The organism is Duganella sp. Leaf126, from assembly GCF_001423125.1.
In the GTDB taxonomy this organism is placed as follows: domain Bacteria; phylum Pseudomonadota; class Gammaproteobacteria; order Burkholderiales; family Burkholderiaceae_D; genus Rugamonas.
In genome coordinates this window covers 348480-372769 of the sequence record NZ_LMNW01000031.1, presented here as the reverse complement: position 1 = coordinate 372769, position 24290 = coordinate 348480, and the positions used below count along the sequence as shown (strand labels likewise).

The 24290-nt window shown below is 64.0% G+C and carries 28 protein-coding genes and 1 tRNA gene; 15 read left to right on the top strand and 14 right to left on the bottom strand.

Annotated features, from left to right (window positions below; translation table 11 throughout):
* Window positions 1-777: an ABC transporter ATP-binding protein gene (locus ASF61_RS14965; RefSeq protein ID WP_056157196.1), complete on the top strand. Its 777-nt coding sequence runs from the start codon at window positions 1-3 to the stop codon at window positions 775-777.
* Entirely contained in the window at window positions 774-1496 is a 723-nt protein-coding gene (locus ASF61_RS14960; protein WP_056157195.1) for an ABC transporter ATP-binding protein, read from the top strand. The genes ASF61_RS14965 and ASF61_RS14960 overlap by 4 nt, the downstream gene beginning before the upstream one ends.
* 75 nt (window positions 1497-1571) lie before the next feature.
* Here the strand turns inward: ASF61_RS14960 and ASF61_RS14955 are convergent, their stop codons facing one another.
* Window positions 1572-2132, bottom strand: a complete 561-nt coding sequence (locus ASF61_RS14955) for a phasin family protein (RefSeq protein WP_056157193.1) — start codon at window positions 2130-2132, stop codon at window positions 1572-1574.
* Between the two features lie 447 nt (window positions 2133-2579).
* On the opposite strand from ASF61_RS14955, the gene ASF61_RS14950 reads away from it, so the two are divergent.
* Window positions 2580-3272, top strand: coding sequence for a nitroreductase (locus ASF61_RS14950; RefSeq protein WP_056157191.1), 693 nt, complete (start codon window positions 2580-2582; stop codon window positions 3270-3272).
* 138 nt (window positions 3273-3410) lie between these two features.
* Window positions 3411-4490 carry a D-alanyl-D-alanine endopeptidase gene (gene pbpG, locus ASF61_RS14945; protein WP_056157189.1) on the top strand — a complete coding sequence of 360 codons (1080 nt, stop codon included), beginning with the start codon at window positions 3411-3413 and terminating at the stop codon, window positions 4488-4490.
* Here pbpG and ASF61_RS14940 read toward each other — a convergent pair.
* Window positions 4472-5251, bottom strand: coding sequence for an IclR family transcriptional regulator (locus ASF61_RS14940; RefSeq protein ID WP_056158174.1), 780 nt, complete (start codon window positions 5249-5251; stop codon window positions 4472-4474). The genes pbpG and ASF61_RS14940 overlap by 19 nt on opposite strands.
* A gap of 102 nt (window positions 5252-5353) precedes the next feature.
* Between ASF61_RS14940 and ASF61_RS14935 the strand changes: the two genes are divergently transcribed.
* The 9 genes from ASF61_RS14935 (at window position 5354) to ASF61_RS14895 (ending at window position 12897) form a co-directional block, all read left to right on the top strand.
* Window positions 5354-5737: a diacylglycerol kinase gene (locus tag ASF61_RS14935; protein ID WP_056157187.1), complete on the top strand. Its 384-nt coding sequence runs from the start codon at window positions 5354-5356 to the stop codon at window positions 5735-5737.
* Between the two features lie 96 nt (window positions 5738-5833).
* Entirely contained in the window at window positions 5834-6853 is a 1020-nt protein-coding gene (locus tag ASF61_RS14930; protein WP_056157186.1) for a sulfate ABC transporter substrate-binding protein, read from the top strand.
* 2 nt (window positions 6854-6855) lie between these two features.
* Window positions 6856-7428, top strand: a complete 573-nt coding sequence (locus tag ASF61_RS14925) for an alpha/beta hydrolase (RefSeq protein WP_056157183.1) — start codon at window positions 6856-6858, stop codon at window positions 7426-7428.
* Between the two features lie 33 nt (window positions 7429-7461).
* On the top strand, window positions 7462-8100 hold the full coding sequence (locus tag ASF61_RS14920) for a peroxiredoxin (protein WP_056157182.1): 639 nt from the start codon (window positions 7462-7464) through the stop codon (window positions 8098-8100).
* 124 nt (window positions 8101-8224) lie between these two features.
* Window positions 8225-9001 (top strand): sulfite exporter TauE/SafE family protein, encoded by a 777-nt coding sequence (locus ASF61_RS14915; protein WP_056157181.1) that lies wholly within the window; start codon window positions 8225-8227, stop codon window positions 8999-9001.
* Between the two features lie 114 nt (window positions 9002-9115).
* Window positions 9116-9991 (top strand): sulfate ABC transporter permease subunit CysT, encoded by an 876-nt coding sequence (gene cysT, locus ASF61_RS14910; RefSeq protein ID WP_082491700.1) that lies wholly within the window; start codon window positions 9116-9118, stop codon window positions 9989-9991.
* A complete protein-coding gene (cysW, locus tag ASF61_RS14905) occupies window positions 9988-10875 on the top strand; it encodes a sulfate ABC transporter permease subunit CysW (RefSeq protein WP_056157177.1) in 888 nt (295 codons plus the stop codon). The genes cysT and cysW overlap by 4 nt, the downstream gene beginning before the upstream one ends.
* A 1-nt stretch (window position 10876) precedes the next feature.
* Window positions 10877-11971 carry a sulfate/molybdate ABC transporter ATP-binding protein gene (locus ASF61_RS14900; protein WP_056157176.1) on the top strand — a complete coding sequence of 365 codons (1095 nt, stop codon included), beginning with the start codon at window positions 10877-10879 and terminating at the stop codon, window positions 11969-11971.
* On the top strand, window positions 11968-12897 hold the full coding sequence (locus ASF61_RS14895; RefSeq protein WP_056157173.1) for a CysB family HTH-type transcriptional regulator: 930 nt from the start codon (window positions 11968-11970) through the stop codon (window positions 12895-12897). Before ASF61_RS14900 ends, ASF61_RS14895 begins: the two co-directional genes overlap by 4 nt.
* A gap of 221 nt (window positions 12898-13118) precedes the next feature.
* Here the strand turns inward: ASF61_RS14895 and ASF61_RS14890 are convergent, their stop codons facing one another.
* The 5 genes from ASF61_RS14890 to ASF61_RS14870 all read right to left on the bottom strand — a co-directional run bounded on the left by ASF61_RS14890 (window position 13119) and on the right by ASF61_RS14870 (window position 17397).
* Window positions 13119-14165: an aldo/keto reductase gene (locus ASF61_RS14890; protein WP_056157171.1), complete on the bottom strand. Its 1047-nt coding sequence runs from the start codon at window positions 14163-14165 to the stop codon at window positions 13119-13121.
* A gap of 11 nt (window positions 14166-14176) precedes the next feature.
* Entirely contained in the window at window positions 14177-15217 is a 1041-nt protein-coding gene (locus tag ASF61_RS14885; protein WP_056157168.1) for a quinone-dependent dihydroorotate dehydrogenase, read from the bottom strand.
* 34 nt (window positions 15218-15251) lie between these two features.
* The gene (locus ASF61_RS14880) at window positions 15252-15980 is read right to left on the bottom strand and encodes an arginyltransferase (protein ID WP_056157165.1); all 729 of its coding nucleotides are present in this window, start codon (window positions 15978-15980) and stop codon (window positions 15252-15254) included.
* Window positions 15981-16084: 104 nt separating this feature from the next.
* Window positions 16085-16819, bottom strand: a complete 735-nt coding sequence (gene aat / locus ASF61_RS14875; RefSeq protein WP_056157163.1) for a leucyl/phenylalanyl-tRNA--protein transferase — start codon at window positions 16817-16819, stop codon at window positions 16085-16087.
* On the bottom strand, window positions 16816-17397 hold the full coding sequence (locus tag ASF61_RS14870) for an NUDIX hydrolase (RefSeq protein ID WP_056157161.1): 582 nt from the start codon (window positions 17395-17397) through the stop codon (window positions 16816-16818). The genes aat and ASF61_RS14870 overlap by 4 nt, the downstream gene beginning before the upstream one ends.
* Window positions 17398-17570: 173 nt before the next feature.
* On the opposite strand from ASF61_RS14870, the gene ASF61_RS14865 reads away from it, so the two are divergent.
* Window positions 17571-17647 (top strand) — tRNA-Met (locus ASF61_RS14865).
* A gap of 156 nt (window positions 17648-17803) precedes the next feature.
* Here ASF61_RS14865 and ASF61_RS14860 read toward each other — a convergent pair.
* The 3 genes from ASF61_RS14860 to ASF61_RS14850 form a co-directional block, all read right to left on the bottom strand.
* Window positions 17804-18799, bottom strand: coding sequence for a DNA-3-methyladenine glycosylase (locus ASF61_RS14860; RefSeq protein WP_056157160.1), 996 nt, complete (start codon window positions 18797-18799; stop codon window positions 17804-17806).
* Window positions 18799-19695, bottom strand: a complete 897-nt coding sequence (locus ASF61_RS14855) for a DMT family transporter (RefSeq protein WP_056157157.1) — start codon at window positions 19693-19695, stop codon at window positions 18799-18801. Before ASF61_RS14855 ends, ASF61_RS14860 begins: the two co-directional genes overlap by 1 nt.
* 67 nt (window positions 19696-19762) lie before the next feature.
* Complete coding sequence (locus tag ASF61_RS14850; protein WP_056157155.1) at window positions 19763-20785, bottom strand: XdhC family protein; 1023 nt, start codon at window positions 20783-20785, stop codon at window positions 19763-19765.
* 42 nt (window positions 20786-20827) lie between these two features.
* Between ASF61_RS14850 and ASF61_RS23785 the strand changes: the two genes are divergently transcribed.
* Window positions 20828-20983 carry a hypothetical protein gene (locus ASF61_RS23785; protein WP_200919874.1) on the top strand — a complete coding sequence of 52 codons (156 nt, stop codon included), beginning with the start codon at window positions 20828-20830 and terminating at the stop codon, window positions 20981-20983.
* 75 nt (window positions 20984-21058) lie between these two features.
* Here ASF61_RS23785 and ASF61_RS14845 read toward each other — a convergent pair whose 3' ends face one another.
* From ASF61_RS14845 to coaBC, 4 genes are read right to left on the bottom strand one after another with little or no spacing between them, the layout of a single operon-like run.
* Entirely contained in the window at window positions 21059-21481 is a 423-nt protein-coding gene (locus ASF61_RS14845; protein WP_056157153.1) for a surface-adhesin E family protein, read from the bottom strand.
* Window positions 21482-21490: 9 nt separating this feature from the next.
* Entirely contained in the window at window positions 21491-22600 is a 1110-nt protein-coding gene (locus ASF61_RS14840) for a M48 family metallopeptidase (RefSeq protein WP_056157151.1), read from the bottom strand.
* 14 nt (window positions 22601-22614) lie between these two features.
* Window positions 22615-23064, bottom strand: coding sequence for a dUTP diphosphatase (gene dut, locus ASF61_RS14835; RefSeq protein WP_056157149.1), 450 nt, complete (start codon window positions 23062-23064; stop codon window positions 22615-22617).
* Window positions 23061-24290, bottom strand: a complete 1230-nt coding sequence (gene coaBC / locus ASF61_RS14830) for a bifunctional phosphopantothenoylcysteine decarboxylase/phosphopantothenate--cysteine ligase CoaBC (protein ID WP_200919873.1) — start codon at window positions 24288-24290, stop codon at window positions 23061-23063. The genes dut and coaBC overlap by 4 nt, the downstream gene beginning before the upstream one ends.

Genomic DNA, 24290 nt, shown 5'->3' with positions numbered 1-24290 from the left:
ATGACTGAGCAAGCAATCATTCTGAACATCGCCGGCGTCAACAAGCGCTTCGGCGGCCTGCAGGCGCTGACCGATGTCGGCATCACGATCCGGCAAGGCCAGATCTACGGCCTGATCGGCCCCAACGGCGCCGGCAAGACCACCTTTTTCAATGTCATTACCGGTTTGTACCAGCCGGACACGGGCACCTTCGAGCTGGCCGGCCAGCCGTATTCGCCGTCCGCGCCGCACGAGGTAGCCAAGGCCGGCATTGCCCGCACGTTCCAGAACATCCGCCTGTTCGGCGAGATGACGGCGCTGGAAAACGTGATGGTGGGGCGCCATGTGCGCTCGAAGCAGGGCGTGTTCGGCGCCATCTTCCGCCACAAGGCGGCGCGCGAGGAGGAAGCGGCGATCCGCGCCCGCGCCCAGGAGCTGCTCGATTTCGTCGGCATCGGCAAGTTTGCCAACCGCACCTCGAAGTTCCTGTCGTACGGCGACCAGCGCCGCCTGGAAATCGCCCGCGCGCTGGCCACCGACCCGCAGCTGCTGGCGCTGGACGAACCGGCGGCCGGCATGAACGCGACCGAAAAGCTGGCGCTGCGCGACCTGCTGGTCAAGATCAAGCAGCAGGGCAAGACCGTGCTGCTGATCGAGCACGACGTCAAGATGATGATGGCGCTGTGCGACCGCCTGATGGTGCTGGAATACGGCAAACCGATCGCTGAAGGCTTACCCGCTGAAATACAGAGCAACCAGGCGGTGATCGACGCCTACCTCGGAGGATCGCATTCATGAGCACCAACGTCTTAAACATCACCGGGCTCAAGGTTGCCTACGGCGGCATCAAGGCGGTCAAGGGCATCGATCTCGAAGTAAACCAGGGCGAGCTGGTGGCGCTGATCGGCGCCAACGGCGCCGGCAAGACCACTACCCTGAAAGCGATCACTGGCACCCTGCCAGACTGCAAGGTGGAGGGCACGATCACCTACCAGGGGGTATCGATGAAGGGCACCAAGTCCTTCCACCTGGTGGAAAAGAAGCTGGCCATGGTGCCGGAAGGGCGCGGCGTTTTTACCCGCATGACCATCCACGAAAACCTGATGATGGGCGCCTTTACCCGCAACGACAAGGCGGGCATCGCGCGCGATATCGCCAGGTGGTTCGACGTGTTTCCACGTCTGAAAGAACGGGCGCAGCAGCTGGCCGGTACGCTGTCGGGCGGCGAGCAGCAAATGCTGGCCATGGCGCGCGCCCTGATGTCGCACCCCAAGCTGCTGCTGCTCGACGAGCCGTCGATGGGGCTGTCGCCGATCATGGTGGACAAGATTTTCGAAGTGATTCGCAACGTCTCGGCCCAGGGCATCACCGTGCTGCTGGTCGAACAAAACGCCAAGCTGGCGCTGCAAGCGGCCCACCGCGGCTATGTCATGGATTCGGGCAGCATCACCATGACCGGCCAGGCCAGCGCCATGCTCGACGACCCCCGCGTCCAGGCCGCCTACCTCGGCGAATAAGCGAGCGAAAAAAAAGCCTCGGAATCCGAGGCTTGCAAGGTCGTCGCGGCGGACGGCCAGGAGGTTGCTGCTTGATCAGGCGCGCGCTGGGGCGGCTTTGGCGGCGGCAGCGGTGAACTGGCTGACAGCCTGGTTCACATTGCTTTCCATCGACTCGGCTGCCTGCTTGGCGGTGCGGGTCAGTTGTTCGTAGCCGGCGTTGGCGTTGCCGAGGGCCGATTTGAACAGGGCGATGGCGTTTTCGCTGCCGGCCGGGGCATTCTTGCTCACTTCTTCCACCAGCGAAATCACCTTGCGGTTGGTTTCGGCGATCTGGGTTTCGGCGGCCTTGCTGAATTCGGCGCCGGTGCTCGAGGCGATGGTGGCCAGGTGGCGGCCGTAGGCCAGGGTTTTTTCAGCGGTTGGCTGGGCTTGAGCGGACGCCAGCGCAAAGAATTCCTGTGGGTCCTTGGCCGACAGCAGTTGCTTGGCGGTGTTGGACGATTCTTCCAGCGTTGCCTTGGCGGCCGTCAGGTTCAGGTCGACGAGTTTTTCGACGCCTTCGAAGGCCTTGTTGCTCAGTGCCGAGAAGATGGCGAACTGGGCTTCGAAGTTGGCTTTGGTCGCATTGGAAAATTGCTCAGGGATCGAAAACATTTAACTCTCCAGAAATAGGGCTTTGAATGAGGTTTCTTAGTGCTTTTACTGTCGGTACGAAACGACCAGATCAAACCAGAATACAGTCATCCACGTTTCAGACCGAATCACAAATTGTGCAACGCAACAAGGCCGATTTTACGGTCTTCAAAAATTAAGTCAAGCGCTTTCTTGTGCGTTGCATCAAGGCATAACTGTTATTTTTAGGTAAGGGGAATGACTGCCGGTGGCTGACGTCCTTGCAAGTAAATATCCACGCGGAACCGCACCATTGCTGGGGTCCGGCAGCGTTCTCCCATGAGGTCGCCTGGGCCGTGCTAGACTCGGCGAGCACCTGTTCGGCATCCGGCGCTTTCTATTAAACTGATAGTAACGAGACCTGTACCTCGCCGCCAGCGCCGCGCTTCTCGTCCATCCCGTCTCTTTTTGTCAAAAATGAGGAATTCCATGACGTCTCCCGAACAACAGGCAGTCGATGCGGCGATCACCTCGCGCCGCTCGATCCGCGCCTATCTGCCGCAGCCGGTCGCCCACGCCGACATCGCCGAGATTCTGACAGTGGCGGGCAGGGCGCCGTCGGGCACCAACACCCAGCCGTGGAAAGTCTACGTGCTGCAAGGGGCGGCAAAGCGGGCCCTGTCGGACGCCATCCTGGCCCTGCACAACGACCCCGAGCAGGCGCGCCTGCATACCGAGGAATACGCGTACTACCCGACCGAGTGGATCTCGCCGTTCATCGAACGGCGGCGCAAGGTGGGCTGGGACCTGTATGCCTTGCTGGGTCTGACCCGCGACAACAAGGCCGGCATGGCTGCCCAGCATGGCAAGAACTACGATTTCTTCGGCGCCCCGGTGGGGTTGATCGTCACCGTCGACCGGGTGATGGGGCAGGGGTCGTGGCTCGACTGCGGGATGTTCCTTCAGAACATCATGGTTGCTGCGCGCGGACGGGGTCTCGATACTTGTCCACAAGCGGCGTTTACCCAGTATCATCGGGTGATCGAAGCCCATCTGGCGCTGCCCGACAATGAGATCGTGGTGTGCGGCATGGCGCTCGGCTATGCCGACATGAGCAAGGTCGAGAACAGTCTGGTGACCGAACGCATGGCGCTCGATGAATTTGTTAAATTTATGTCCTGAGCTGCCGGGGTGGTTGTGTTGTGCTTCGCATATGGCGGATCCGCAACCAATCGGCGGGCTGCGGACAATTTTGCTTGCGCTGGCGCAGCATTTTGCTACACTGCAACGATCAATTTGTGAATTTTCTTGGGGAACTACATGGTTAAATTAGCGCTCAGTGCCGTGATTTCGCTGATGTTCGCCGCCGCCGGCCTGACCACGGCCAGCCTGGCCCACGCGGAAACGGCAGCCCCCAAGAAAGCCCAGGTCAAGAAGGCCAAGGCCCGCCATACCGTGCGCCTGGCGAGCCCCAGGGTCGAGGGACGGGTGGTCAAGCGCATCAGCCGCGTCAACGGCCGTCACAAGGTCAGCTATCAGCGCATGGTGACTGCGGCGCCGGCATTTGCCACCATGGGCGACCTGGCCGGCCTGTCCGCCACGCGCGACCCGCTCGACTTGAAATCGAATGTGGCGCTGGTGCTGGACCAGGACAATTCGGAGGTGCTGTTCGAAAAGAATTCCAACATCGCCTTGCCGATCGCCTCGATCACCAAGATGATGACCGGCCTGGTGGTGGTGGAAGCCAACCAGGACATGGATGAAATGCTGACGGTGACCGACGACGATGTCGATCGCGCCAAGTTCAGCAGCTCGCGTCTGCGCGTGGGCGCCCAGCTGACGCGCGCCAACATGCTGCATATCGCGTTGATGAGTTCGGAAAACCGCGCGGCGTCTGCGCTCGGTCGCAACTACCCGGGTGGCAAGCCTGCGTTTGTCGAGGCGATGAATGCGAAAGCGCGCGAACTGGGCATGACCGATACCCATTACGTCGATTCCAGCGGCCTGTCGAAAATGAATGTGGCCAGCGCGCGCGACCTGGCCAAGCTGGCGATGGCCGCCTACCAGCAACCGATGCTGCGCCAGTTCTCCACCGACGTCAACGCCATCGTCGAAGCGAATGGCCGTCCCATGCAGTTCGGCACCACCAACCGCCTGGTGGCCAGCCCCGACTGGTCGATCGGCCTGCAGAAAACTGGCTTCATCAATGAAGCCGGGCGTTGCCTGCTGATGCAGGCCGTGATCGAAGGCCGCTCGGTGATCATGGTGTTCCTCGATTCCAAGGGCACGCAGTCGCGCGTGGCCGATGCCGGCCGTATCCGCAAATGGATCGAGGCGCTGAAGCCTGCCGCACTGAACATCGGCAGCGGCAGCGCCCCGGCTTACTCCACCGGCATGTAACCGAGGGTGGCGGAAATCTGGTTGGCGGTCACGACCAGGTCTTCGAGCCACTCTTCCTGCAAGCGGTCGGCCGGCGCCGAGATCGACAGCCCGGCAATCAGCTTGCCGCTGTCGTCGCGGATGCCGGCCGCCATGCAGCGCACCCCCAGTTCCAGTTCCTCGTTATCGCGGGCATAACCGCGCGACTTCACCAGGCTCAGCTCGCGTTCGAGCTTGGACAGATCCGTGATCGAATTCTTGTTGTGACCGGCCAACCCGGTGCGCGTGGCATAGGCGCGGATCGCCTTCGGCTCATCGACCGATAAAAACAGCTTGCCGGTGGAAGTCAGGTGCAGCGGTCCGCGCCCGCCGATCGCCCGCACCACCTGCATGCCGGAACGCTCCGAGAACGCGCGGTCGATATACACGATTTCGTCGCCCTGGCGCACCGACAGGTTGATGGTCTGCTGGGTCTTCTTGTGCAGCGTGCGCATAAAGTCCAGCGCAGCTTCGCGCACCGACAGCCGGCTTTTGACCACGTTGCCCAGTTCCAGCAAGCGCATGCCGAGCCGGTAGGTGCCCGGCTCGATACGGTCGACAAAGCGCGTGACCACCATGTCGTTGAGGATGCGGTGGGCGGTGGACGGATGCAAACCCGACACCTTCGATAATTCCTTGAGGCTGACCGGGTCCGGATAACGCGCGAGCGCGTCGAGCAAGGCCATCATGCGATCGATGACCTGGATCGTGGTCTTTTGTTCGGTAGCTGTCTCTGCTTTCATCATGCGGTTGGTGCGGTGCAGTAAATGATCATTACTTTATACCATAATGTGAAAACACGTGGTACTTGATGCATAATCTTATCTTTTTAGATTGTCCATTCCATGCAACCAGTGAGCGAATTCAAGAGCAAGAGCGGCCTGAAGCGGATTTTTTCGGCATTTTTCTACTCGCTGGACGGCCTCAAGTCGGCATGGCGTCACGAACACGCGTTTCGCCAGGAACTCGTGCTGTTTATCGTCGCCACGGCCATTGCGCTGGCGTTGCGCATCTCGGCCTTCGAAAAGCTGGTGCTGATCGCCGTGATGGTGCTGATCCTGATCGTCGAGCTGATCAACTCGGCGATCGAGGCAGTGGTGGACCGCATTTCGCTCGAGCGCCACCCGTTGTCGAAAAATGCCAAGGACTTCGGCAGCGCTGCCGTGCTGCTCGCCTGCCTGCTGGCGGCCGCCACCTGGGGCGTGGTGCTGTTCAACCGGTTCTATTGATCTATATAAGATTCGGGTATATTGAACTGAAAAAAGCTTAGTTCTCATTTATAAAAGACGGCGCTACGCTGGGGGCTTCACACTCAGGGGATCACGATGCTGTCCAAAAAAATGATTGCTGCCGCCTTGCTGGCGGCCACTGCCGCCGCGACCGCGCTCACCGCCGCGCCGGCGTTCGCTGCAGATATCTCGTTGCTCAATGTCTCGTACGATCCCACGCGCGAACTGTACGCCGACGTCAACGCCGCCTTTGCCAAGGACTGGAAAGCCAAGACCGGCGACAACGTCAAGATCAGGCAGTCGCACGGCGGCTCGGGCAAGCAGGCGCGCGCAGTAATCGACGGCCTGGAAGCGGACGTGGTGTCGCTGGCGCTGGCTTACGACATCGACGCCATCGCCGACAAGAAGCTGCTGGCGGCGGACTGGCAGAAAAAGCTGCCGCATAACAGCACGCCGTACACGTCCACCATCGTGTTTCTGGTCCGCAAGGGCAATCCCAAGGGCATCAAGGACTGGAACGACCTGGTCAAGCCGGGCGTGGCCGTCATCACCCCGAATCCGAAAACCTCGGGTGGCGCCCGCTGGAACCACCTGGCGGCCTATGGCTATGCGCTGCGCCAGCCGGGCGGCACGCCGGCCTCGGCCAAGGAATTCTTGAGCAAGCTCTACAAGAACGTGCCGGTGCTCGATTCCGGTGCCCGCGGCGCCACCACCACCTTTGTCGAACGCGGCATGGGTGACGTGCTGATCGCCTGGGAAAACGAGGCGCTGCTGGCGATCAAGGAACTGGGACCGAGCAAGTTCGACATCGTGGCGCCGTCGGTCTCCATCCTGGCCGAGCCGCCGGTGGCCGTGGTCGACAAGGTCGTGGACAAGCGCGGCACCCGCAAGGTGGCCGAGGCGTACCTGAACTTCCTGTACACCGATGCGGCGCAGGAACTGATCGCCAAGAATTACTATCGCCCGGCCGTGGAAAAGGAAGCGAAGAAATATGCCAGTCAGTTTCCGGCCGTGAAACTGTTTACCATCGCCGACGTGGCGGGCGACTGGGCGCGCGCGCAGAAGGTACACTTTGCCGACGGCGGCTTGTTCGACCAGATCTATCAACCGAAATAACCATGACTGATGCGCTTGCCGAGTTCCGCGTGCTGATCGCTCCCGGCCTGCATAACAGCGGACCGGATCACTGGCAAAGCCGGTGGCAGCGCCTGTTCCCGGCCTTCGAGCGCGTCGAGCAGGATGACTGGGAGACGCCTGATCTGGCGCGCTGGTCGGCGCGGGTAAGCCAGGTGCGCCAGCAGGGCCAGCAGGGCAGGGATGGCCGGCCGCTGCTAATCGTGGCCCACAGCTTCGGCTGCCTGGCGACCGTGCACAGCATCGCGCGCGACCCGTCCGATGTGGCGGCCGTGCTGCTGGTGGCGCCGGCCGATCCGGAAAAATTCGGCGTGGCCGACCAGTTGCCGCAGCAGGCGCTCGCGTGTCCGTCGGTGATGGTGGGCAGCACCAACGACCCGTGGATGGCGGCGCCGCGCGCCGCGGCCTGGGCGCAGCGCTGGCACAGCCAGTTCATCGACGGCGGTGCGCTTGGTCACATCAATGCCGAATCCGGTCTCGGCGGCTGGCCTGCCGGCCTGGAAATCTTGTATTTTTTAGCAGAACGAGCGCACAATACCCAATCCCGGACCCAATGATCCACCGATCGGGTCCTCCTACAGGAGACCATGATGACTTTACGACTGGGCGATACCGCCCCCGATTTCGAGCAAGACTCTTCGATAGGCAAACTCAAGTTTTACGACTGGGCGGGCGACTCCTGGGTGGTGCTGTTTTCCCACCCGGCCGACTTCACGCCGGTCTGCACGACCGAGCTGGGCCTGACCGCCAAGCTGAAACCGGAATTTGACAAGCGCAACGTCAAGGCCATCGCGCTGTCGGTCGATCCGGCCGAAAAACACGCGGCCTGGATCAGCGACATCGAGCAGACCCAGGACACCGTGGTCGGCTTCCCGATCATCGCCGACGAAGACAAATCGGTCTCGTCGCTGTACGACATGATCCACCCGAACGCCTCGACCACCGCCACCGTGCGCACGCTGTTCGTGATCGACCCGGCCAAGAAGGTGCGCCTGTCCTTGACCTATCCGATGAGCACCGGCCGCAACTTCGACGAAGTGCTGCGCGTGATCGACGCGCTGCAACTGACCGACGGCTACACGGTGGCCACGCCCGGCAACTGGAAAGACGGCGACGACGTCATCATCCCGCTGACCGTGCAAGACCCGGAAGTGCTCCAGCAAAAGTACCCGAAAGGCTTTACGGCTGCGCGTCCCTACCTGCGCGTGACACCGCAGCCGAACAAGTAAGCAATGGAGCAAAACTGAGCAAAACTGAACAACTATGGCAGAGTTCGCATAAGTAAATAACGATGCTGTTGTTTGAGAAGTTCCCCGAAGTCGGTACGCTGCGACCTACTTTGGGGATTTTTGCATGGATGTATCTTTCGTTGTATCGGGTTTCGCGGTCGGCTTGCTGGTCGGTATGACCGGTGTCGGTGGCGGCTCCCTGATGACGCCGCTGTTGACCTTGCTGTTCGGCGTCTCGCCCACGGTGGCCGTCGGCACCGATCTCGCCTTCGCCTCGATCACCAAGGGCGTCGGCACACTGACCCATCGCCTGCGCGGCACCGTGCACTGGGAGATCGTGCGGCGCCTGTGCCTGGGGGCCTTGCCGGCCGCGCTGCTGGCCAGCTTTTCGCTCAAGCATTTCGGCACCCTGAACCACGACATCGGCCAGCTGATCCGCTACATGATCGGCAGCTCGGTGCTGCTCACCGTGGTGGCGCTGCTGTGCAAGCGCCGCATGCTGGCCTGGATCATGGCCCGTCCCGGGCGCCAGTTGCAGGGCCGCGCGCTGTCCGCCGCCACCATCGTCGCCGGCGCCATGCTCGGCGCGCTGGTCACCATCTCGTCGATCGGCGCCGGCGCCATCGGCGCGACCGTGCTGGTGCTGCTGTATCCGCGCCTGACGCCCGCCGAAGTGGCCGGCACCGACATCGCCTATGCGGTGCCGCTGACCGCGATTGCCGCGGCCGGCCACTGGTGGCTGGGGTCGATCGACTGGATGCTGTTGCTGGCGCTCCTGATCGGCTCGCTGCCGGGGATTACGCTCGGCGCCTACGTGGCGCGCGCAGTGCCGGAAAAGCTGCTGCGCGGCTTGCTCGCGCTGGTACTGGTCACGGTCGCCTACAAGCTGTTCCAGGGATAGCCCAGGTCGATATAGCCGATCGATCTAACTAAATAAAAAATGCTTCGTTTGTAGAATGAAGCCCAAGTGCGATTATGCAGCCCTTATAGAAGTTTTTGTAATAAGGGAGCGTCAATGTCAGCAGTCCTTACAGCGCCCGCCACGGCACCGCATGCCGCGCGCGGCGCGCCTTTCCGCGTCATGCCCGGCTTCCGGCTGTCGCTCGGCTTCACCATCTTTTACCTGGCGCTGATCGTCCTGATCCCGCTGTCGGCGATCTTCCTTAAAACCTTCACCATGACCTGGGACGGCTTTATCGCGGCCGTGACGTCCGAGCGCGTGATGGCGTCGTACCGGCTGACGTTCGGCGCCTCGCTGATCGGCGCGTTCATCAACGTCATCTTCGGCGGCGTCGTGGCCTGGGTGCTGGTGCGCTACGAATTTCCCGGCAAGCGCATCGTCGATGCGCTGGTGGACCTGCCGTTCGCGCTGCCCACGGCGGTGGCCGGCATCACGCTGACCGCGCTGTACTCGGCCAACGGGTGGTTCGGCCGGTTCATCGAGGGCGTGCTCGGCATCAAGGTGGCGTTCACGCCGCTCGGCGTGGTGGTGGCGCTGACCTTCATCGGACTGCCGTTCGTGGTGCGGACCGTGCAGCCGGTGCTCGAAGACGCCGAGCGCGAACTGGAAGAAGCTGCCGCCAGCCTCGGCGCCAATGCCCTCCAGACCTTTACCCGCGTGGTGTTCCCGACCATTATGCCGTCGCTGATGACCGGCTTTGCACTGGCGTTCGCCCGCGCCACCGGCGAGTTCGGTTCCGTGATTTTCATCGCCGGCAACATGCCGATGGTGTCCGAGATCACGCCGCTGTTCATCATCACCAAGCTGGAGCAGTACGACTACGCCGGCGCCACCGCGATTGCCGTGGTGATGCTGGTGGTGTCGTTCCTGATGCTGCTGACCATCAACCTGTTGCAAGCCTGGGCGCGCGGAAAGTCGGGGAAACCATGAGCAACCATTCGGGTAGCCGTCGCGGCGAGTTGCCGTCGGCGCCGCAGATCCTCGAGCCGCGCTGGGTGCGCAATCTGCTGATCGCCATCGCGCTGCTGTTCCTGACCGTGTTCCTGTTCGTGCCGCTGGTGGCCGTGTTTGCCGAAGCGTTGCGCAAGGGGTGGGAGGCGTACGTGGCGGCCATCGTCGAGGAAGATGCGATCTCGGCCATCAAGCTGACCCTGCTCACGGCAGCGATTGCCGTGCCGCTGAACCTGGTATTCGGGATCGCTGCCTCGTGGTGCATCGCCAAGTTCGAGTTCCGCGGCAAGAGTTTCCTGCTGACGCTGATCGATCTGCCGTTCTCGGTCTCGCCCGTGATTTCGGGCCTGATCTACGTGCTGCTGTTCGGCGCCCAGGGCTGGTTCGGCGACTGGCTGTACCAGCACGACATCAAGATCCTGTTCGCGGTGCCGGGCATCGTGCTGGCGACGATTTTCGTCACCTTCCCGTTTGTCGCGCGCGAGCTGATCCCGCTGATGCAGGCCCAGGGCAGCGAGGAAGAGGAGGCCGCCATCGTGCTGGGCGCCTCGGGCTGGAACACCTTCCGCCGCGTGACGTTGCCCAACATCAAGTGGGGCCTGCTGTATGGCGTGATCCTGTGTAACGCCCGCGCCATGGGCGAGTTCGGCGCGGTGTCGGTGGTGTCCGGCCACATCCGCGGCGAGACCAATACCATGCCGCTGCAGGTGGAAATTCTCTACAACGAATACAACTTTGCCGCAGCGTTTGCCGTGGCGTCGCTGCTGGCCCTGCTGGCGCTGGTGACGCTGGCCCTGAAATCCTTTATCTCCTGGCGCCTGAACGAAACGCGCGCCGAAGATGCCCGTATCAAGGAGCAGTAAGATGACGATCGAAGTGAAAAACATCCACAAGCGCTTCGGCGATTTCGTCGCCCTCAACGACGTCTCGCTCGACTTCCCGCAGGGCGAGCTGACCGCGCTGCTGGGGCCGTCCGGCTGCGGCAAGACCACCCTGTTGCGCATCATCGCCGGCCTCGAACATCCCGATGCGGGCCAGGTGCTGCTCGACAATCACGACGCCTCGCACCGCCACGTGCGCGAGCGCCAGGTCGGTTTCGTGTTCCAGCACTATGCATTGTTCAAGCACATGACCGTGTTCGAAAACGTCGCGTTCGGCCTGCGTGTGAAACCGCGCGCCGAGCGGCCGTCGGAAGACCAGATCCGGCGCAAGGTCAAGGACCTGCTGGAACTGGTCCAGCTCGACTGGCTGGCCGACCGCTATCCGCCGCAACTGTCGGGCGGCCAGCGCCAGCGCATCGCGCTGGCGCGTGCCCTGGCGGTGGAACCGCGCGTGCTGCTGCTCGACGAGCCGTTCGGCGCGCTCGATGCCAAGGTGCGCAAGGAGCTGCGCCGCTGGCTGCGCCGCCTGCACGACGACCTGCACGTGACCAGCATTTTCGTCACCCACGACCAGGAAGAGGCGCTCGAAGTGGCCGACCAGGTGGTGCTGATGAATAAGGGTAACGTCGAGCAGATCGGCGCGCCGGACCAGGTGTACAACCACCCGGCCTCGCCGTTCGTGTACGGCTTCCTTGGCAACGTCAACATGTTCCATGGCCGCGTGCAGGACGGTGTGCTGGCCAGCGGCGACGCCAGCTTCCAGGTGCCGGGCCACGTGTCGGGCCAGGCATCGGGCGATGGCAAGGGCACGGCCTATGTGCGCCCGCACGACCTCGAGATCGACCGCTACACGCCGGGCGCGCAAGGCATCGTGGTCAGGCTGCGCCGCGCCCACGCGATCGGCCCGCTGGCCCAGCTCGACCTGGAGCGCGGCGACACGTCCGAGCTGATCGAGGCGGTAATCTCCAATGAGCGCTTCGCCCAGTTGCAGCTGCAGGAGGGCGAGACGCTGGTGGTGCGGCCCAAGCGGCTGCACGTGTTTGTCGATGACGGCGCGCGCGCGGGAGCGTCGGTATGAACTTCCAGCAATTGCGTTCGATCCGCGAGGCGGCCCGGCGCGGCTACAATCTGACCGAGGTGGCCAACGCGCTATTCACGTCGCAACCGGGCGTGAGCCGCCAGATCCGCGAACTCGAAGACGAGCTGGGTGTAGTGATTTTCGAACGCAACGGCAAGCGCCTGACCGGTTTGACCGAGCCGGGCAAGGGCATCCTCAAGATCATCGACCGCCTGCTGATCGAGGCCGAGAACCTGCAGCAGGCCAGCCTCGAATACACGGGCCAGCAGAGCGGCACGCTGAGCGTGGCGGCCACCCACACCCAGGCCCGCTATGCGCTGCCGAAGGTCGTGCAGGGCTTTCGCGCCGCCTATCCGGACGTGCGCATCGCCCTGCAGCAAAGCGCACCCGAGCACATCGCTGAATGGGTCTTGTCGGGCAAGACCGACATCGGCATCGCCACCGAGGGCCTGTCGGCTTTTCCCGACCTGGTGTCGTTCCCGTGCTACCGCTGGAGCCACATCATCGTCGTGCCCGACGGTCATCCGCTGCTGGCGCGCAGCCCGATCCGGCTCGAAGACCTGGCCGAATTCCCGCTGATTACCTACGATGTCGGCTTTACCGGCCGCAGCCACATCGACGCGGCATTCAACAAGGCCGGTGTGAAGCCGGACATCGTGCTCACGGCAATGGATTCGGACGTGATCAAGCAATACGTGTCGCTCGGACTGGGCGTGGGGCTGGTGGCGTCGATGGCATTCGACCACGGCCGCGACAAGGGCATGCGCGCGGTGGAGGCATCGCACCTGTTCGCCTCGAACACGACCCGGCTGGCGGTGCGCAAGGGCGCTTACCTGCGCGCGTATGCCTACGATTTCATCCTGCAGTTCGCGCCGGACTTAACGCGCGCCGGTATCGAGGCGGCGCTGAGCGGTGGTGGCGAGTAGCAGTATATTTCAGGCTGTCCCGGTCCCCTACCGACAGCCCCAACGGCCGGTGGGAATCTTCAACCCGTCATTCCCGCGAAGGCGGGAATCCAGTTCGCAGGCTTGCCAGCAGCTAATGCTTGAGTCAGCGCTGTTCAACAAAATTGGATTCCCGCCTGCGCGGGAATGACGGAGCTGGAGATGGCGGTACTGGGTGCTTTGGTTGTCAATGTCTTGCCAGCTCACTGGCCGGGATTGGTGATGCGCGCGTGTATCGCGTTGACCTGGTCGATCACTTCCGGCGACAGCTTTACTGCATAGGCATCGATATTGTCCTGCAGCTGCGCCAGGGTGGTGGCGCCGATGATGGTCGAGGCCACGAACCAGCGCGAATAGCACCAGGCCAGTGCCAGCTGCGCCGGCGTCATGCCGTTGTCGCGTGCCAGTTGCGCGTACTGCGCCACCGCTGCCAGCACGGACGGGCGCAGGTAGCGCGGACTCCAGCCGGGCGGGAACAGGGTCAGGCGGCCGTGCGCCTTGGGATCGTCGAGGTACTTGGCGGTCAGCTGGCCGAACGCGAGCGGACTGTAGGCCAGCAGGCCGACGTTTTCACGGAAGCAGGTCTCGTCGAGCAGGCTGGTTTCGTAATGGCGCGCGGTCAGGTTGTACAGGTTCTGGATGCTGGCGATGCGCGGCAAGCCTTTCAGTTCGGCCTGCTTGATGAATTCGCTCACGCCCCAGCACGATTCGTTCGAGACGCCGATCGCACCGATCTTGCCTTCCTTGATCAGCTCGTCCAGTGCGGTCAGCGTGTGGTCGATCGCCACGCACGTGCGCTCGTTGTCGGGATTGAAGACGGTACTGCCGAAGATCGGCGTGTTACGGCTCGGCCAGTGCAACTGGTAGAGATCGATATGGTCGGTCTGCAGCCGCTGCAAGCTGGCGTCCACGGCCGCGCGCAGGTTGGCGGCATCGAGGTTCTGCTTGCCGCCACGTACCCAGGTCATGTTCGGATTGGGACCGGCCGCCTTGGTGGCCAGCACGATCCGGTCACGCTTGCCGCTTTTCCTGAGCCAGCTGCCGATGTAGCGCTCGGTGGCGCCCTGGGTTTCGGCGCGCGGCATCACCGGGTACATCTCGGCGGTGTCGATGAAGTTGATGCCGCGCTCGAGCGCGTAATCGAGCTGGCTGTGGGCGTCTGCTTCCGTGTTCTGCTCGCCGAAGGTCATGGTGCCGAGGCAGATCTTCGAGACCTTCAGGCCGCTCGTGCCGAGGGTGGTGTAATCCATGGTCGTTTCCTTTAGTGGCCGCGCACGGCGTCGGCGCAGTCGCGCACCAGGGCCGGGCCGGCGTAGATCAGGCCGCTGTACAGCTGCACCAGTTGCGCGCCGCAGTCCATTTTTACCTTGGCATCGGCGCCGCGCATGATGCCGCCCACGCCGATGATCGGCAGCGCATCGCCGAGTTCGGCCTTGAGCAGCCTGATCACCGTGTTCGACAGCGCGAACACGGGCGCGCCCGACAGGCCGCCCGCTTCGGCGCCGTGGCGCATGCCGGTCACCGCGTCGCGGCTGAGCGTGGTATTGGTGGCGATCACGCCGTCGATCCGGTGGCGGATCAGCGCATCGGCAATGTTCTTGACCTGGTCGCCGTCCATGTCCGGCGCGATTTTCAGGGCCAGCGGGACATAGCGTTTATGCTGGTCGGCCAGGCGCAGCTGGGCATCCTTGAGGGCGCCGAGCAGGCCGTCGAGCTCGGAGCCGCCCTGCAGCTGGCGCAGGTTCTTGGTGTTCGGCGACGAAATGTTGACGGTGACATAGCTGGCATACGGGTAGACTTTTTGCAGGCAGTGCAGGTAGTCGTCGGTGGCCCGTTCGATCGGCGTGTCGGCATTCTTGCCGATGTTCAGGCCCAGCACGCCGGCCTTGTCCTGGTAGAAGCGCGACGACTGCACATTGGCGACAAAAGCGTCGACGCCGCCGTTGTTGAAGCCCATGCGGTTGATGATGCCGTGCGCTTCGGGCAGGCGGAACATGCGCGGCTTCGGGTTACCGGCCTGGGCGCGCGGGGTGACGGTGCCGACCTCGATCGAACCGAAGCCGAGATCGGCCAGCGCGTCGATGTAGGCGCCGTCCTTGTCGAGGCCGGCCGCCAGGCCCACCGGGTTCTTGAACGTGATGCCCATCACGGTGCGCGGATCGGCTAGCGGCTGCCGGACCAGCCTGGTCAGACCGAGCGCGGCGGCGCGCTTGAGGGCGGGCAGGGTGGTGTGGTGGGCTTGCTCGGCGTCCATCGAGAACAGCAGCGGACGGGCCAGGGAATACAGGAAGTGTTGGGACATGAGGGCGCTCTGGAGATTGTTCGCCCGTATTTTATCAGTCGCCCAGGACACTCCATACGCCTTTGATGCGCGCTTCCAGCGGTTTGAAATTGGTTTTGTACGACATTTTCTGGCTTTCCGCGATCCAGTAGCCGAGGTACACGTACGGCAGCTTCAGTTCGCGCGCCTGCGAGATCTGCCACAGAATGTTGAAGGTGCCGTACGAGGCGCCGTCCACGTCGGGATCGAAAAACGTGTACACCGACGACAGCCCGTCTGACAGCACGTCGATGATGCTGACCATGCGCAGCGTGCCGCCCGGCTCGCGGAACTCGACCAGCCGCGTGTTGACCCGGCTTTGCAGCAGGAACTGGGCGTACTGGTCGCGGCTGTCCTGGTCCATGCCGCCGCCGGCGTGACGCTTGCTCTGGTAGCGCAGGTACAGGTCGTAATGCTCGTCCGAGAACGACAGCGTCGCCACACCGGGGATCAGGTCGCCATGGCGGGCCCAGGCGCGGCGCTGGCCGCGGCCTGGCCGGAAGTCATCGACCACCACCCGCACCGGGATGCAGGCCTGGCAACCGTCGCAATACGGACGGTAAGTAAAAATGCCGCTGCGCCGGAAACCGTTCTTGACCAGCTCCGAGTACACGTCGGCGTTGATCAGGTGCGACGGCGTGGCCACCTGCGAGCGCGCCTGCCGCCCGTCGAGGTACGAGCAGGGATAGGGCGCGGTGGTATAAAACTGCAGTGTCGCAAAAGGCAGTTCGTTCAGGTGCGTCATGCCGGTCCTAGTTCGGTGCCCGGTGCCAAGAGCACCGGGAGATTGTTCTTTTGACTAATAATAGCCGCAATCGAGCAACCGTGTCGCAGGTTTTTGCCCCCAGCTTAACCGCCCTGCGCGAACGGAGCAATCGGTTCCCATTCAGTGATTTGTGGAAATTCAATACTGTTGCGCAGATGCGCTAAAAACTGCGTGCGCGGGATGGGCGCAGCGCCCAGCGACGCCAAGTGCCCCGTTTCTTGTTGGCAATCAATCATCTGGACACCGTGGTGCAGCAGGAAGCTCACCAGGTAGGCGAGGGCGATCTTGGAACCATCGGTGACCCGTGCAAACATCGATTCGCCATAAAACATGCGGCCGATCGAGACGCCGTAGGCACCGCCCACCAGTGCGCCATCAAGCCATACTTCGGCCGAGTGGGCGTAACCGAGGCGGTGCAGTCCGGTGTAGCCGGCAATGATGTCTTCCGAGATCCAGGTGCCGGGGCCGTCGCGGCGCGGTGCGGCGCAGGCGCGCATCACGTCCTCGAACGCGCTGTCGAAACGCACCTGCCAGCGCCCGCCGTCCCCGCTGGTACGGTCGCGCTCCACCTTGCGCAGTGTCTTGCGCAGGCTGTCGCTGATGCGGAACTGCGCCGTCATCAGCACCATGCGCGGGTCGGTGCTCCACCACAGGATCGGCTGGCCCTCGGAAAACCATGGAAAGATGCCGTGCCGGTAGGCCGTCAGCAGCCGCTGCGGCGACAGGTCGGCGCCTGCCGCCAAGAGTCCCGGCGCCTCGCGCGTGAGCGCGGTCGACACATCGGGAAACGGCGTATCGGCTTCGAGCCAGGGAATCACGAGGCATCGTCCGAACGCATGGCCCGGTGGATATCGTGTGCGTGGAAGCCGTAGTCGGCGCCTGCGTCACGCATGCGCGCGCGGTCGGCAAAGAACAGCTCGAGCGTGGCGCGGATGGTCGGGAAGGCCAGGTCGTCCCACGGTATCTCCGCTTCGCTGAATAACTGCACGTCCAGGCTCTCGATACCGGGCGCAAAGTCGAGGTCGAGCAGGGTGGCCAGGTAGAACATATGGACTTGCTGCACGCGCACCACGTTGAGCATGGAAAACAGCTTGCCCAGTGCGATGTGGGCACCCGCTTCCTCCTCGGTTTCGCGGATGGCCGCTTCGGCCGTGGTTTCGCCATTTTCCATGAAGCCGGCCGGCAGCGTCCAGTAACCGAGGCGCGGCTCGATCGCGCGCTTGCACAGCAACACCTTCAGTTCGCCATCGCGCTCCCAGACCGGGATCGACCCCAGCACCATTTTCGGATTCAGGTAGTGGATGGTGCCGCAGTTGGTGCACACATGGCGGGGACGGTTGTCGCCCTCCGGCACCGTCAACGTAACGGGCGCGGCGCATTCGGAACAATATTTCATAGGGAATAACGGCCTGGTCGGAAAGGTTTGCTCATTTGCCTACTTTACACCGATTGGGCAGCGTCGGCGTCACTGCTGGCAGCCTGCCAGCGGATTTAGTCGGCCTATCGGCCATGATTTCGGGATTGATATTGCCTAATTCTTTGAACTGCCCTATAATACGTCCATACAGACGCGGGGTGGAGCAGTCTGGCAGCTCGTCGGGCTCATAACCCGAAGGTCACAGGTTCAAATCCTGTCCCCGCAACCAAATTCTAAAACCGCTGATTTCGCAAGAAGTCAGCGGTTTTTTCATGGCCGCGACATTATCGCCGGCTAGAGCGACGAGAGAAGCTGGTATAGCCTTCCGGTGCAGCGACCGTGACAGTCGCCCGGCACGCTGTACGGTGCCGCTGCAACGCCGCGATCAAGGCTCTTTCAGGTGCGCGAGACTGGCCCAGAGGTGCGCCGCCGCCATGGTCCGGTGCGGGGCATAGCGCGCCAGCAGCTGTTCCGTGCGCGCCAAGTCCGGCTTCACATCTTCCTGCAACAAGGCCTGCAATGCAGCGCGGATGGCGACGTCGCCGTGCAGCGAGCAGTCGGCGTACCCGTAGCCGCGCAGCAGCGCATAGTTGACGGTCCACGGGCCGATGCCCTTGACCGCCAGCAGCGCCGCCGAGATTTGCGCGATGCTGTTGGTCGGCGACACCTGCAGGTCGAGCGCGCCGCTGTCGACCAGCTGCGCCAGCCGCAGCAGCGTGTCCGCCTTTGCACGTGAAAACTTGTTGGCCTGCAGCTGCGCGCAGTCGACTGCAGCCACGTCGGCCGGGCCCGGGTAGCACCACAGGCCGCTGCTGTGGCGGCGGCCGGCCAGTGCAATCAGCGTGCGGCGCAAGGCGATCGCAAACGACAGGTTGATCTGCTGGCCGATGACGGCCCAGGTCAGCGCTTCGAACACGGTGGCCGACTGCACGATCAGCAGGCCCGGCTGGGCGCGCACCAGGGGACCCAGCAGCGGGTCGTCGGCGGCCAGCGCGCAAAACGGCGCCGGGTCAAGGCGCAGGCCGAGGATGTTGCGCACGGCGTCATAGGCCTGCGCCTGCAGCCGGCTGCGCGCGCTGCCGGACAGCTTGCCGTCCGCGTGCACGGTGCACAGCGCGCGCCCGGCAGCTGTCCTAGGCACGCCCCAGACAGCTGTCTCGCCATCATCGCGCCGGTCCTCGACAGCCAGCTCGAACAGTATTTCCAGCAGCACCGGCACGCCACCGAGCACCACGCCCTTGCGCAGCCGCGGTTGACCCATGTGTTCATCGACCTGTTCGGCCAGCGCCTGCGTGTCGCGGCGGTGGAAGGCCAGCACGTCCTGCAGGCGATAGCCGGGCGCCAGCTCGAACGCCAAGTCGAACGTACTAGCGGCAGCCATCAGGCGCCGGCCTTGCGCAGCGCGCGGAAGTTCGGCCGGAAGCCGGTCACCATGATCGTGCCCGCGACCACGATGGCGGCGCCGGCCAGCGTGTACCAGTGCACCGATTCGCCCTGGAACAGCACACCCCACAGGATGCCGAACAGGGGACTGAGAAAGGTCACCGTCAGCGCCGACGCGGGACCGACGTCCTGGATCAGGCGGAAATAGATCAGGTAGGCCACGCCGCTGCACAACACGCCCAGCGCCAGCACCGCGCCCAGCACGCCGACGGTGGGCGCAGCCGGCGCCGGGAAAAACGGCACCACGGGCAGCACCAGCAGCGCCGAGGCCCACATCGAACCATGGGCATTGGCGAACGGTTCCACGCCTTTCGCGCCGGCCGCGTTGCGCGTGTAGTTGCTGGCCACGCCGTACATGAACGAGGCGCACAGCACGGCCGCAATCGCGATGCCGGCGCCGGGCTGCGAGGCCACGTGGTCGAAACCGACCAGCAGCGCCACGCCGCAGGCGCCCAGCAGCAGGCCGATGGCCACCTTGGGCGTGACCGGCTGGCGCGACCAGACGGCTGCGATCAGCGTGCCCCACAGCGGCGTGCTGGCGTTGAGCACGGCCATCATCGACACCGACAGCGTGCGCGCGGCAAAAGCGAACAGCAGGAAGGGCAGGGCGGAATTGACCAGGCCCAGGATCAGGTAGTGGCGCCAGTGCTGACGCAGCGCCAGCGGCTTGTTCAGCACCAGCGCCATCACCGCCAGGAACAGGGCGGCGCACAGCACGCGGTACTCGATCAACACCGGCGCTCCCAGCACGGGCGCGGCGATGCGCATGAAGAGGAAGGAGCCGCCCCAGATGGCGGCGAGGAAGATCAGGCGGAGGAGGTTGGCTGTGCTCATGCCGCCATTGTCCCGCAGTGCGCAGGCGAATACCAGCCGGTTCTTGCTTCGATCGTGCGTGGTGCAGTCAAACGGCGCCGGTCTCCACGACGCACACGTCCGTGCCCGGCGCGGTGGGGGTCGCCGCGTGCGGCACCAGCATGGCAGTCGGCACGCCATTCTTGGTGGCCGTCAGTTCGGCCAGGATCGAGATGGCGATCTCCGAGGGCGTCTTGCTGCCGATGTACAGGCCGATCGGACCGTGCAGGCGCGCCAGCTGGGCCGGCGTCAGGTCGAACTGCAGCAGCCGCTCGCGGCGCTTGCGGTTGTTGACGCGCGAGCCGATGGCGCCGACATAAAATGCATCGGACTTGAGCGCTTCCATCAGCGCCAGGTCGTCGAGCTTGGGGTCGTGGGTCAGGGCGACCACGGCGCTGCGATGGTCGAGCCGCATCGCGGTGACGGTGTCATCGGGCATGTCGTGCACCAGCTGCACACCGTCCACGTGCCAGCCGGCGCGGTATTCCTCGCGCGGATCGCACACGGTCACGCGGTAGTCCATGGCGGTGGCGATCTGCGCCAGGAAGCGCGACAGCTGGCCGGCGCCGATGATCAGCAGGCGCCAGCGCGGACCGTGCAGCGTGACCATGGCGTGCTCACCGACCTGCATCTGCGCGCCAGGCGGCGCCACCGACAGGTCCACCGCACCGGTACGCAGGTCGAGCCGGCGCTGCACCAGCTCGTGGCGGTCGAGCCGTTCGAGCAGTTCGGCGATGCGGCTGTGCGACCCCAGTGGCTCGATCGCCAGTTCGATGGTGCCGCCGCACGGCAGGCCGAAGCGGTGCGCCTCGTCGGCGGTGATGCCGTAGCTGACGATTTCCGGCGCCGTGCGCAGGATGCCGTGATCGCGCACGCGCGCAATCAGGTCGTCCTCGATGCAGCCGCCCGACACCGAGCCGATCACGGTGCCGTCCTCGCAGATGGCCAGGGTGGCGCCGATCGGACGCGGGCTGCTGCCCCAGGTCTTGATGACGGTGACGAGTTCGCAGCTGCGCCCGCAGGCGATCCATGCCGCGCTGGTTTTGAGTACTTCGAGATCGATGCTGTCCATGGTTCGACTATACTATGCCTGTCCCCCGAAGGCAGGCACGCCATGACCGAACCGAACGATGACGAAGATGATAGCGGCGAAGACGACGGACCGAAGTTCGGCCGCCTGCTGCTGGTGCTGGCCGCCGTGGTGCTGCTGTGCGGCGTGCTGACCTGGGTGATGTCGAGCGTGTTCCCGGATTTCCCGAATGTCAGCTGATACCAGCACTTAGAGCGCTTGAAAAGCTTCCAGCGCCAGGCGCTGCAACGCAGCGATGGAGGATGTTCAGGCGCTCTATGGTTTGCAGACGACGGCCAAGGCGTTATCGTAGGGACTGTCCGGCACGATATCTTCGGCTGTGAATTTCTCGTACTTGTAGGTTTCCAGCGCCTCGCCCTTACCCATCGGCTCCGGGTAAAACACCTGGGACAGCAAAATCGTGGTGCGGTCCTCGCACGAGTACAGGTGCAGCGCCTTCACCGAGCGATACGGTTTGCCTTCCGGCGAATTCTGCGCGCTGGCGAACGAGTGCAGCGACCACACCTTGCGCGTCTTGTCCTTCTTGATGACGCTGGCGCGGTCGATGTAATACACGTTGCCGGCGCCGGCCGAGGCGCCGCCCACCTTGGCCCATTGCGCGGCGTGGGCCGTGCCCGTTACGGCCGCTGCCGTCGCCGCCAGCAGGCCCGCCATGACTGCAAACGCGCACTTGTTCATCAGCGGCTCCTAGGGGATCAGCGGTTTGTTGGACGACTGCTTGCTGCGGATGTCGGCCACGGTCTTGTCGATCACGGATAGGCGGTAACTGACGCCAGGGTGGTTGGCCGTATACCCGTTCAGTACCGTGGCCGGATACTGGGTGGCCAGGCGCTGCCAGAAGGCGCGCGCGCCGGCCGTGCTGTAGCCGGCGCGCGCCACCATGTACAGCGACAGGCGGTCGGCAGCGCCGTCGAGTTCCTGCGGCATCGGTTTGACGCCGGCGCTGCCGATCAGCAGCGACGTGTCGGGCCGGATCGCCACCAGGTTGTCGATGATGCCGCCCACCGTGTAGGCCGAGCGCGTGATGGCGGCGTGGCCGAGGATGTTGTGCGCCATGTCCTTGGCCAGCACGTAGGCGATCGCCTCGTCGGTCTGGGCGAAGTTGACCATGCCGCGCGTGATCAGCACGCGCTGACCGTCGGAGTAGGCGTTGATGGTGTCGGCATTGCCGATGTCGATTTTAAAGGCGCAGGCGCGGGTGACGGGCAGCTTGAGCGGCACATTGGTGTTCTTGCGCTCGACCATCAGGTTCAGCGTCTTGCTGTTGGACGCCAGCGGCCCGAGGATGGCGGCAGCCTGGGTTTCGGCGTTGGGCCCGGTGGGCAGCGGCTTGCCGCCCGCTTCCAGCAGGATGTCACCCTGTTTCAGGCCCGCCTTGGCGGCGCCGCTGCCGGCCAGCACGCTGGCCACTTCGAGGCGGTCGCCGTAGTTGAGCACGGCGGTAGCGGCATCGACGTATTCGCCCGAGTACGAGTAACGGTTCTTGGCGGTGAAGCCGAGCAGGTTGCGCGCCTGTGACCGGCACAGGTCGGCGTTATTGATCAGCAGCGGCGCGGCGATCCGGTACAGGCGGTCTTGCAGCGCGACCATCTGCCCCAGCTCTTCGCGCGCAGTGGCCATCTTGGCGGTGACCACGTTCTGGTCCTGGTTGACGGTGCGGGCCACGACCGGTTCCGAGGCAGTGTCGGCCGGGCGCACGGTGTAGGTGGTGCAGCCGCTGAGCACGCTGGCCGCCACCATCACCAATGCCGCCACGGACCTTGAAGCGCATGTTCTCGAAACGTGCTGCCGAACCATCCTGGGTCTCCCTCTTATTGTACGCCCGTGCTGCCGAAGCCTCCGGCGCCACGTTCGCTGCTGTCGAATTCTTCCACCACGTTGAAGCCCACCTGCAGCACCGGCACGACGATCAGCTGCGCCAGCCGCTCCATCGGGTTCAGGGTGAAGGCGCTGTTACCGCGATTCCAGGTCGAGACCATCAGCTGGCCCTGGTAGTCGGAGTCGATCAAGCCTACCAGATTCCCGAGCACGATGCCGTTCTTGTGTCCCATGCCGCTGCGCGGCAGAATCATCGCTGCGTAGCCGGGATTGGCCACGTGGATTGCCAGACCGGTCGGGATCAGCACGGTCTGGCCGGCTTCGATGACGAGCGGCGCATCGATGCAGGCGCGCAGGTCGAGGCCGGCGGAACCGGGCGTGGCGTAGGCTGGCAACTGGTCCTTCATGCGCGGGTCGAGGATTTTGACGTCGATAGTATTCATGGTGATTTGGCAAACAGCGAGTGCTGCGTAATACGTTTGGAGATTTCGGAAATCAGCTGGCGCGCCAGCGTGAGCTTGTCGGCGCGCGGCAGGATGGTGTGGCCGTTTTCGTCGAACAGGATGATGGTGTTGTCGTCCTGGCCGAAGGTATGGTGGCCGATATTGCCGACCAGCAGAGGAATGCCTTTTTTCACGCGCTTGTCGGCGCCGAACTGCACCAGGTTTTCGGACTCGGCGGCAAAGCCCACGCAGTACGGATGACCGGCCAGCGAGGTGCGCGCCGCCACCGTGGCCAGGATGTCCGGGTTCTGCTCGAACTTCAGGTCGGGCACCGAGCCGTCGGGATTTTTTTTCAGTTTCTGCTCGCTGGCGTTAGCGATGCGCCAGTCGGCCACTGCCGCCACCGCGATGAAGATGTGCTGGTGGTCGACATTGGCCAGCACCGCGTCGTGCATCTGCAGCGCGCTCTGCACATTGATGCGCTGCACGCCGAACGGCGCCGGCAGGGCGGTGGGACCGGACACCAGCACCACCTCGGCGCCTGCTTCGCGCGCCGCGCGCGCCACCGCGTAGCCCATCTTGCCCGACGACAGATTGGTGATGCCGCGCACCGGATCGATGGCCTCGAAGGTGGGGCCGGCCGTGATCAGGATGCGCTTGCCGGCCAGTACCTTGGGCTGGAACGAGGCGATCAGCTCTTCGAGCAGCTGCGCCGGTTCCAGCATGCGGCCCATGCCGGTTTCGCCGCAGGCCTGGTCGCCGGCCGCGGGGCCGAAGATGACGATGCCGTCTTCTTCGAGCTGGCGCGCATTGCGGCCGGTGGCGGGGTTCTGCCACATTTCCACGTTCATCGCCGGCGCCACCAGCAGCGGCACATGGCGCGGCCGCGCCAGGCACATGGTCGAGAGCAGGTCGTCGCACACGCCGTGGACCAGCTTGGCCATGAAGTCGGCCGAGCAGGGTGCGATCATGATCGCGTCCGCGTGGCGCGTGACGTCGATGTGGGCCATGTTGTTGTCCACGCGCGGGTCCCACTGGCTCGAATACACCTTGTTGCCCGACAGCGCCTGCATGGTGACGGCCGTGATGAAATGCTCGGCAGCGTCGGTCATCACCACCTGCACCGAGGCGCCGGCTTTGGTCAGCGCGCGGCACAGGTCCGCCGCCTTGTAGCACGCCACGCCGCCCGACAGGCCCAGCACGATTTTCTTGCCGCTCAATTCCAT